Origin of the sequence: Paenibacillus macquariensis, from assembly GCF_900156375.1 — a bacterium.
Taxonomy (GTDB): domain Bacteria; phylum Bacillota; class Bacilli; order Paenibacillales; family Paenibacillaceae; genus Paenibacillus_AQ; species Paenibacillus_AQ macquariensis.
Genome location: NZ_FTNK01000048.1, coordinates 1 through 7,924 on the forward strand (window position 1 = coordinate 1; position 7,924 = coordinate 7,924).

Below are 7,924 nucleotides of genomic sequence, written 5' to 3' on the forward strand. Positions count from 1 at the left end.
AACAATAAACCATAGCTATTCCTAAAATTGTTTTTAATATTCCGACTATCAAAACCATATTCATCAATGTAATCTCCCTATTCAGTTAAGTATCATAGTTTCTTCGGAATATAACACTACTTCTTTTCTGTTTTGAACCAAAAAACACTATAAAAATCGACTTTGAAAGTTTCACCACATTTTTCGCATTCCATTTCAAAGTCACCACTCATATCACCAACCTCAATGTAATCATCTCCATGAACTTTTTCACAATGAGGACATACAATCGCATCAGCATTTTATTTTTTAGAATCAAACATTTTTAACCCTCCTTATGTCGTTTTTTGTGTCTACTGCGCATTCATCTCTTTGCAGTTTGTGCCTGAATACTCTGGGCACGCTGGCTCTTCTAGATCGTCCTCTACAGCAAACTTACGACGACATTCGTCATTCTCACATTCGTACGTGATCCACATGTTTGACTGTCTCCCTTCCTCAACTATCTGAATGAGACTAAACTACTTCATTCCATTCCAATGCACCATTAAGTTCGATGTCCGATTCGAACTTATAAATTTTCATATCTAGCAATTCTGCAAGGTAAAATTCAGCATTCGCACCGTTCGACTTTTCCCATCCCGGAAGTAGTAGTACGGTATCCGCATCCATAAGCGCTTTTATGTCTGCTCTCATAAATCCGTTCCAAGTAGCCTCTAATGGTGTTATCTCTGCTGGGTTTATAACTTCGTGTCCTTGCTCTCTTAGTGTTTTTGCCGTGCTATTGAATAGAGGATAATTAAATTCTTCAATTCCTGTCATGGGTCCGGAAATGTAAACGATCATATTGTTATATCTCCTCATAGGATAGGGCAGCCGAAGCCGCCCCAATCTGATTTGTTATGCAATAAGTACGATCTTGCCTGATTCGATTTCTTCTTTAAGCTGTTCCTGCAGATATCCTCTGATCGTGTCCATAGCTTCCACTTTCCAAGCTCCACCATCTGCTTCGAATAATGCCGCAGCAGGTCCAGTTTTCATTCGGAATACAAATAGAGACTCTGGTTGCTGAACTTCTACAAAAGTGCGGTATGGGAAAAGAGTGACCGGATTAGGAACGGTTACGGCTGAAACTGTGGCAACCCCGGTCTTTGCAGTAACTTGCTGAGAAATTCCATCGTCACTAATATTCTGTACTGCATCTTCCTTCACGTTGCCCACTACCTTGAGTAGAGAAGCGCGATCTTCGTTAGGAACGAATAAAGATTGCAGCATGATGTTAAATTCCTCAACATCTGTCCAGTTCCCAAACCGTATTGATGGAAGTAACGCTTCAGCTTCGATATAGTTATGTCTTGCTAGATCCTCATTGAAAGAACTAAATGCTGATACTTTTGTTGGGCTCTCTACGTGGACCATCAATGATCCTGGAGAATCATAATTGGATTTTAGGTAATCTACAAAACCGGATAGACTACGTACTGTCAATGCTGAAGGTGTTGGTTTTCTAAGAAGATTAAGTGGTTGGTTAGAAAATTTCTGACCGTTAATTTCCATAGTTTCTTGGTTTCCAAGTCCGATAAGGTATTGCAATGCAGTTTTAATCATAATTAGTTGCCCCCTTGTGATTGTTTGCGTTCTAGATAAGACACTTTGTTGCCTTTGTCGTCCGCTATATCGCCATCATTGTCGATCATCATCTGATCTTTCATGCCGGATGCTAGTTCCGCTGCTACTACATTTCCGTTACCCTCAACACCAAAGATTAGCTTAGTAGCTATTCCGTGCGCTGGAGCAGGAGTTGTTTTAACATCTACACCAACAAGAGCGATTTCTCTTTCTTCATCCGGTTTAAGCGTGATTGTAAGTGTCACTTTACGAGCCTTTTTCCATTCTGTATTTGGGTCCAAGATGTTCTCCGCTACCTTTTGGAGTTCAATGTTTAAGCGTTCCCCTACAGCTCCTCCAGCTAAAGTTCCGATATTAATATTTGTTTTCATGTATATCGCTCCGTTTCTATATTTTTATTTATGATCTCGGTTCAACACTTAGATGTGGTGGTGCTCGGTCCTTGGAGAAAGGATTCATTCTCTATTCCCCTTTCCAAATCTATCAACTTTACCGAGTTGGTCTGTAATCGTAGTCGAGGAATTTACTGTAATTCCTCAGGTTAACCATTTCTGCTGTCCCTGTTTGTCCTTCACGATTTTTAGCGACTATTATTTCAATAATGTTTTTTTTATCAGTCCCTGCATTGTAGTAATCGTCGCGGTAGAGGAATGATATGGTGTCTGCATCCTGCTCAATATTTCCCGACTCTCTTAGATCACTCATCATTGGACGCTTGTCCTGGCGTTGCTCTACGCCCCTACTAAGCTGTGCTAATGCTATGACTGGACAATCGTTCTCTCTTGACATCTGCTTCAAACTATTACTGACATAACCAACTTCATCATTTCGGTTACGATTTGTATAACTTTTTCCGCCGTTTATCAATTGGAGATAATCAATGTATACGATCAGTTCCGGATTATTCTTTTTCAATTTACGAACAGAAGCACGGATCTCCTGAATACTTAACCCTGGACGATCATCGATGTAAATATTAAGCTCCGATAGAATCGATAGCCCGATCGTATACTTAACCCATTCCTCATCGTGCAATTGTCCACTTTTAATGCGACTTCCATCGATATTACATTCAGCCGAAATCATTCGATCAAGTAGTTGTTGCTTGGGCTGTTCTAGGCTGAATATAGCGACCGTCATGCCTTCTTTACCGTTCTTAACAGCATTATTAAGCATTGCTGCTGTCTTACCTACCGATGGACGAGCGGCGAGAATGTTAAGAGTTTGATTCTGCCACTTGCCAGTTATGAGGTCCAAGTCAGTTCCGACCGTACTCACTCCAAGTGGTTTGCTACCGTACTTTTTATCTTGCAATATTTCGGAATGTTCAATAAGGCCTTCTCCAATATGCGTAAAACCATCATCAGTTCTGAACCGATCACTTAGTTCCTCAGTAACTCCAACTAGCTCGGAGATAAATTCCTTTGGATTATCATTACCGTTGCTATATATTTTTTTAATAGATTCCATACCGTGACGGATGACAAACTTTTCTTTCACGATACGCTCGTATGATCCGAAATCTGAAATGGAAGGAACTGATTGACTCAGCTCTACTAGATATTTGATGCCACCGATAACATGTAACTCTTCTCCTAAGTTTGATGAGAGAGAAACCACATCTACCTTTTTCTCTTCTTCTTTTAGTTGAATCATAGATTTATATATAATTTGATTAGGTTCGTAGTAGAAATCATCTTCAACCGCGGTTGTCTCGTAGATCAGGTCAGGTGAAATAAGAATTGCACCCAATACAGCTTGTTCGGCTTCTATGCTGTAGTAACTCATCCTTTAACCCTATTTTCCTCTATAACCTTCTTCATCCAGTCTCCACGACTTATTCCTTCACGTACCCAAGGTGTTTCTCTGGGTAAGCTCTCACGCAACTTGTCCTGATCTTGAAGTGCTTTCCTAGTTCGTTCCTTTTCTCGCTCGGCTGCTAGATTTGCATTAGACTTGATAACGTCTGAAAGAGTTGGAGCATACCTTTCTGTACGTATGTACTCTTTCACATTCGCCCAGGCATTCTCTGCGTCTTCAGTTTCAAGTTCATCTATCCAATTTTCAGCAATAGTCTTATCTACTTTCCAATTCGGATAACAAGATGCTAGCTTTGCAAATACCTTTTTAGCCTCGTCCCTTTGCATGTGCTACCCTCCTAAATGTCCTTCATGAAATCTAAACGCCCATCATCAGACTTTTTACTATTTTTCAAGTTCCAAGCATCCAAAGTGTAAATCCCTTCTTGGACGCTCTCTTTTGCTATTGACTCGAAGTATGGAATAGATTTACCTTCCGACCTTTTCATGATGAGCTCTATTAACTGGATTTCTAAAATTCCAATGAATGATTCCGCTCGTTCTAATTCGTAAATGCCTTTGCATTTAATTTTGTATAAATTGATCCAAGTGGAGATAGCTGTCTTTTCAGTTATGTTCTCTTCTATTCCCTTCTCTTCAGTTCCCTTTAGTTCAGTTCTCTTTAGTTCAGTTCTCTTTAGTTCAGAGGGAATTTTTGTGAAGTTCTCAGAAGTTCTAGGAAGTTCAGGGAATTTAGAAGTAGTTCTCTTTTGTAAACCCTGTTGATGTTTCTCAAAATTAATGATTTGAACTATTCTTTCGCCATCAACTTCATACCAAAATATCAGCCCTTCTTTATCCAAACGTTCTAAGGAGGCTTGTACATCAGCCTTTGTCTTATCCAGCATTGGAACCACTAAAGCTTTCACCTTTCCGGGTGATCCTGCCATTCGTCCAAAGTCATCTGTATGAGGAATCATCCATGTGAACAGCAAGATATCAAAAACATCTGGAAGATTATTAACTTTCTCCGAAATAGATATTACTTTTGAAATCATTCGCTTTTCAGCCATTCAACTCTTCCTTTCTCTTCCACACCTTTCTGATAATTTCCGAGAAATTCTATGAAGTTCCAAGAAATTATAATAGTTGTGTTTAAAACGTCTCCAGCATGGTGTGAATAGTAGAAGTCTTTCCGAACTATAAATTTTGTGATAAAATAAACGTAATTAATTTTTTCAAGCCGATCACGCCTCTACGCGTGGTCTTTTTTTATGCCTAGAATTTGAAATCTCTCTTTGATCGATCAGCTTCAGTCTTTCTTGCAGCCTATTAATTTTGTTTTGTAATTTAATAGAGCCAGAAGGATTGTCCGGCTTTTGACGGTACAATTCGTTTAATTGATCTCGTATCGTCCGTTGCTGAGGTGTTGATTGCTTCATGCAACGTCTCCCTCCCTTCTTATGAAAATCTTAGCCGTAGAGCTTCAAACACAAGGTTCTTATTCTGATCATCCAAGAGATCCATGTCGGACATATTCACCTTGTTGAAGTCGTTATACATATGTAATGCCAACGCCAACATAAAACGTTCAGATGGACTCCAAGATTTCGATATCCGTTTTAAACCTGTGGAATCGATTGTGCATTCAGCTACATCAAAATACTTAGTAGTGAAATGCTGCTGTAGTTTACTTTGTTTAGAAAACAAATGCAGAGTTCCGCGCCAGTAGCGATCTTGAATTAATTCCGTAGGTACTTTCATCTTCATTCTCCTTATAGGCAATAGCCTCAAACCACTTTGTATTCTTTCCCTGTTTCCAAAAGTAAAACAAACGCTTTACATTTATTAGTTAGAATCGGGAATTCCTTTGGGTCATGACCTAGTAAATTCCCATTCATATCTACAACTGTACGTTTGACAATCTTCATTTCTGGTTTTTGTTTCAAGGAATACTCCCCCCCTTTATGAAATTTTCTTCTTCCTTAATCCGAGAAACTCGGATTCATTACCAAAAAAAATATGGATATACGGCACATCATACAGTTCGAGCAACATTACCATGAGATCATGGGGCACATATGTAGCATCAGCTTCATACTTAGATATTGTATCTGTACATCTACTTGTTTTCTCTGAAACATCCTTCAACGTAAGACCTCGATTGATCCTGGCGGCTCGTAGTGTAATTTTGAATGTCATGTTAGTTTCACCTCCTGTGATTAATATTAATCCGGTAATCTCGGATTGTCAACCGCAAACCTCGGATTATTTCATTTACAAATGTGTATAAAATCCGTATAATACGGATATACACTTTGATAAGAAGGAAATATATTCGTAAAAAGGAGAATTAACTTGTCTAGAAAAAGAATAACTGAAGTAGAACGAGAGATAATGAAGGACATCGCAATCAACTTGCGAAAAATTATCAAACGAAAAGGTTTAACCCAAAAGGAATTAAGTGAGCTAACAGGGATATCAACTAGCGCTATATCTGATTACATAAATGAAAAAACATTAATGACTCCGAGTATCATTCAATTATTAGCTGAATCACTTAATGTACAGGCCAAAGATATCCAATCTTCTTTAGCTGGCGTGGACAATGGAGGGTACCAGTCACATGGAATACCACTTATCGGAACAATTTGTGCTGGTGAAGGTTTACTTGCAGACTCAAACATAGAGGATTACGTTTACTTTCCATATCCAAATAAAAAGCAACCAGATTATGCATTACATGTTAAAGGAGACAGTATGAGAGACGCAGGAATTGAAAATGGCGACATAGTTTACTTCCGTCGTGCTCAATGGGCTGATTACAACGGACAGATCGTTGCTGCTCTTGTAAATGACAATGAAGAAGGAATGTTAAAAAAAATACATTGGTCAGGAGACGATGCAAAAATAAAATTAATTCCTGCAAACAATGAATTTCAAACAAAAGAGTACTTCCCATATGAAATTAGCGTTTGTGGTGTTTATATGGGGCATTTCAAACCATTCAACGATAAACTAGGAGAGTGAATGATGTTAGCGCTAGCATATATAAGAGTAAGTACAGAGGAACAGGCAGAAAAGGGTAATTCCTTATTTGAGCAGCAAGAGAGAGCTGTAGCTTATTGTAAGGCAATGGGATGGGATGAACCTATTCTCTTTATTGACGATGGATACAGTGCAAAGAATATCAATCGACCTGAATTAACGAAGTTACTAGAAAGAGTAAAGACGGAATCCTGTGGGATTGTTATAACAACGAAGTTAGATAGACTATCAAGAAAGCTATTTGATATTTTAAAATTAAATGAATATTTTAACAAATACAATTTCAATTATGTCTCTGCAACCGAAGGATTCGACACATCAACACCTGCTGGGAGACTGGTTCTGCAAATGCTTGGGATGGTAGCTGAGTTTGAACGTGAGCGTATCTCTGAAAATGTAAGAAACAATATGATGTCTATAGCGAATAACACAAAAAAAGTCATTAGTCGTCCTTGTTTTGGGTATGACGTCATTGAAGGAGAACTCGTCATTAACATTGAGGAATCACTCATAATTAAAAAAATGGCTGCTTGGACATTGGAGGGAGAAGGTGCCAGATCTATTGTAAAGAGGTTAAACCTTGTAGAGAAGGTTACAACCAAAGAAGGTAACCAATGGCATGATAAAGTCCTTAGAGAGTTATTGCAACGAGAAACACTTAAGGGCGATTTTATTTATAATAAAACCTATAAAAAGGACAATAAAGTAATCAAAAGACCCGAAGAGGAATGGATACGTATAGAAGATCATCACGAACCTATACTTGATGCTGAAACATTTGAAATGATAGGACAATTATTTCAAGGTAGAAAATTTATTGGCAGACATGTTAGTGATGATCGATATCTCCTTTCTGGTCTCGTTATATGCGGCCATTGTAAAAGTAAAATGAATGGAAAAATGAATAAAAACTTTTCTAAACGACTGGGTAAAGAAAATATTCATTATCAATATCTGTGTGATGGATACTTAAAAAAGAGTATTTGTTATCATCACTTTGCACATCGAGACACAATTGAAAATATAATAATCGAAGAATTAAAAGACTTGGCTACTATGTCGAGCGGATCTCCAAGGTTGATCTCTGTAGTTAAAAATAATTCAGTAGATAAAGAAGAGATTAAAAACAATCTAGACAAGTTAGATAAGAAGATTCAAAAACAAATCGAAGCCTATAACGAAGATTTAATAACTAAACACGATCTTAAATTAGCAGCAGACACAGCTAATACAGAAAGAGAATATCTAAAAAACCTTTTACAGGCATCAGAAGAAAAAATTGCTGAACAACGAGAAAAGGAATTACGTGTAAAGGCAAATCATTATTTGAATGCAATATTGTCTGGAGATAGGCTCAAAATGAAGCAAACTATAAGGCAAATGATACATTCTATAGAGGTTTTTGATGGTAGTAATATAGAGGTTATTTATCGCGGGGATTAAATCTCTAGGGGGAACGTCGGTAATCC

The 7,924-nt window shown here is 38.0% G+C and carries 13 protein-coding genes; 2 read left to right on the top strand and 11 right to left on the bottom strand.

Annotated features, from left to right (window positions below):
* Positions 1-332: 332 nt before the first annotated feature.
* The 11 genes from BW961_RS31680 to BW961_RS28865 all read right to left on the bottom strand — a co-directional run bounded on the left by BW961_RS31680 (position 333) and on the right by BW961_RS28865 (position 5,609).
* Positions 333-458, bottom strand: coding sequence for a hypothetical protein (locus BW961_RS31680; RefSeq protein WP_280175235.1), 126 nt, complete (start codon positions 456-458; stop codon positions 333-335).
* Between the two features lie 37 nt (positions 459-495).
* Positions 496-825 carry a DUF4406 domain-containing protein gene (locus tag BW961_RS28825; protein WP_211269758.1) on the bottom strand — a complete coding sequence of 110 codons (330 nt, stop codon included), beginning with the start codon at positions 823-825 and terminating at the stop codon, positions 496-498.
* Positions 826-879: 54 nt separating this feature from the next.
* The gene (locus BW961_RS28830) at positions 880-1,587 is read right to left on the bottom strand and encodes a hypothetical protein (protein ID WP_068583855.1); all 708 of its coding nucleotides are present in this window, start codon (positions 1,585-1,587) and stop codon (positions 880-882) included.
* A gap of 2 nt (positions 1,588-1,589) precedes the next feature.
* Positions 1,590-1,979, bottom strand: a complete 390-nt coding sequence (locus BW961_RS28835; protein ID WP_068583851.1) for a hypothetical protein — start codon at positions 1,977-1,979, stop codon at positions 1,590-1,592.
* 118 nt (positions 1,980-2,097) lie between these two features.
* Positions 2,098-3,396 carry a replicative DNA helicase gene (gene dnaB / locus BW961_RS28840; protein WP_068583848.1) on the bottom strand — a complete coding sequence of 433 codons (1,299 nt, stop codon included), beginning with the start codon at positions 3,394-3,396 and terminating at the stop codon, positions 2,098-2,100.
* Complete coding sequence (locus BW961_RS28845; protein ID WP_068583845.1) at positions 3,393-3,755, bottom strand: replicative helicase loader/inhibitor; 363 nt, start codon at positions 3,753-3,755, stop codon at positions 3,393-3,395. Before BW961_RS28845 ends, dnaB begins: the two co-directional genes overlap by 4 nt.
* 11 nt (positions 3,756-3,766) lie before the next feature.
* Positions 3,767-4,480: a hypothetical protein gene (locus BW961_RS30990; protein ID WP_068583839.1), complete on the bottom strand. Its 714-nt coding sequence runs from the start codon at positions 4,478-4,480 to the stop codon at positions 3,767-3,769.
* Between the two features lie 174 nt (positions 4,481-4,654).
* Complete coding sequence (locus BW961_RS28855) at positions 4,655-4,849, bottom strand: hypothetical protein (protein WP_068583835.1); 195 nt, start codon at positions 4,847-4,849, stop codon at positions 4,655-4,657.
* Between the two features lie 19 nt (positions 4,850-4,868).
* Entirely contained in the window at positions 4,869-5,171 is a 303-nt protein-coding gene (locus tag BW961_RS28860; RefSeq protein ID WP_244556095.1) for a hypothetical protein, read from the bottom strand.
* Positions 5,172-5,197: 26 nt separating this feature from the next.
* On the bottom strand, positions 5,198-5,356 hold the full coding sequence (locus tag BW961_RS30840; RefSeq protein WP_156510114.1) for a hypothetical protein: 159 nt from the start codon (positions 5,354-5,356) through the stop codon (positions 5,198-5,200).
* 16 nt (positions 5,357-5,372) lie between these two features.
* Positions 5,373-5,609 (bottom strand): helix-turn-helix domain-containing protein, encoded by a 237-nt coding sequence (locus tag BW961_RS28865; RefSeq protein ID WP_068583828.1) that lies wholly within the window; start codon positions 5,607-5,609, stop codon positions 5,373-5,375.
* A gap of 156 nt (positions 5,610-5,765) precedes the next feature.
* Here BW961_RS28865 and BW961_RS28870 point away from each other — a divergent pair, with 156 nt between their 5' ends.
* Together BW961_RS28870 and BW961_RS28875 are read left to right on the top strand one after the other, a co-directional pair.
* Positions 5,766-6,437 carry a LexA family protein gene (locus tag BW961_RS28870; RefSeq protein ID WP_068583825.1) on the top strand — a complete coding sequence of 224 codons (672 nt, stop codon included), beginning with the start codon at positions 5,766-5,768 and terminating at the stop codon, positions 6,435-6,437.
* Entirely contained in the window at positions 6,438-7,898 is a 1,461-nt protein-coding gene (locus BW961_RS28875; protein WP_082867417.1) for a recombinase family protein, read from the top strand.
* Positions 7,899-7,924 lie beyond the last annotated feature (26 nt).